The sequence below is a fragment of the Psychroflexus sp. MES1-P1E genome (genome assembly GCF_002836055.1).
In the GTDB taxonomy this organism is placed as follows: domain Bacteria; phylum Bacteroidota; class Bacteroidia; order Flavobacteriales; family Flavobacteriaceae; genus Psychroflexus.
In genome coordinates, this window is record NZ_PJBS01000280.1 from 1 (window position 1) to 1,493 (window position 1,493).

The following is a 1,493-nucleotide window of genomic DNA, read 5'->3' on the forward strand; positions in this document are numbered from 1 at the left end:
CGTTGTAAATCATTGCAAAAATGAAAGAAATCCCAATGAAAAAAACATATTTGATACCTATTCGTGATATCATTTCTTGTCTTTATTCTGAATAAATTAAACCAATTTAATTATTTAGTGATGAAAAAAGCTCTGAATGGTTTTTTTTAAAGTTTTTTATAATGCTGACATCCATCGTCAATGTAAACAAAATTAAACTTAGTTTTTGTTGTTCCATAGGGCAAATTATACTCTAATGCGGAATGTGGCTTGAAAAGTCATATCTCAAAACTATATAAACAATAGACATAATTATGTAAATTGTAAATAGCCTATTAGACTTAGATTAGGAATTGAATTAATAATTAAAATTTTAATCAATAAAACTAAAAATCATTAGTAACACTTTTAGCAGTAATTGGTCTTGTTACATTATCAAGTTGTAATCAAGATGCAGATTTACAAAATATGATGTAAAATTCAGAAACCAGAGATAAAATGATGCAAAACATCGTATAAGATAATGTAATGATGACAGAATTTAAAGTTAAAATAAAAGCTAATCAACAGGCTTTGCAAATGATGCAAGGAGACAGTGAAATGATGAATATGATGATGCAGGGCAGTGCTATGCGTATGAGTAATAATGATATGATGAAAGGAAGAAACATCACAGAAGAAATGATGCAAAACATTATGAAAGATGGAAAAATGATGAATAAAATGATGCAGATGATGAATAAAGATGGTTTTATGAGCGATGAGTGTCTGAAGTCTAATATGCGAATGATGAATGACAAAGGAATGCAAATGATGAATAATGAATAGTAATCAACACAAGAATTAAAGACTGAAAAAAAATGTTGCGTTTATAAATCATTCCAAGATAATTCTCCCATTGGTTATTTTTAGTTATGTTTAAAATAGAAAAGACCCATGAAACACAGGTATCACATTCACGGAATGACCTGCAAAGCTTGTAGCAGTAACCTTGAAGAAATAATTTCAAAAGTGAAAGGCGTTTCAAAAGCAGAAGTCAATTTAGAAAAGGCAGAAGCAACAATTGAAATGAAATCACATTACCAACAAGCTGAAAAAAATTATGTGTCAATTCAACTTTTTAGTTACCAAAGAGAAATCTAATTATTCCAAAATTAAGGAAATTGCTTCTGAATTCGGATTGAATTTCGCAGAATATAAATTGAATATACCAAATTGTAATGAAATGTAGACTTTATTAACGACAACTAAAGATTGCGATTGTGGTTCTGTTTTAGGGAAAAAATATTGGGCCGATTCACCTGAACCTGACTGGAAAAAAGAACAAAAAAAACTCGAAAGAAAACGATTCTCAAAACGCAGAATTGGATTGCTTTTGGAACAGAAACGAAAAAAATTTGCCGAAAAAACCTCAAGCGAAATAAAAGCGGAAAACAAAGAAGCCAAGAAATGGACTGAATTTCTGACTGACAAACGACTAATACCAATTTAAATAGTAAATGTCGTTATTATTG

At 29.4% G+C, this 1,493-nt stretch carries 2 protein-coding genes; both read left to right on the plus strand.

Annotated features, from left to right (window positions below; translation table 11 throughout):
* Positions 1 to 558 precede the first annotated feature (558 nt).
* The gene (locus CXF67_RS09735; protein WP_145990450.1) at positions 559 to 807 is read left to right on the plus strand and encodes a hypothetical protein; all 249 of its coding nucleotides are present in this window, start codon (positions 559 to 561) and stop codon (positions 805 to 807) included.
* Between the two features lie 108 nt (positions 808 to 915).
* Positions 916 to 1,122 (plus strand): heavy-metal-associated domain-containing protein, encoded by a 207-nt coding sequence (locus CXF67_RS09740; RefSeq protein ID WP_102088578.1) that lies wholly within the window; start codon positions 916 to 918, stop codon positions 1,120 to 1,122.
* The last annotated feature ends 371 nt before the right edge of the window (positions 1,123 to 1,493 follow it).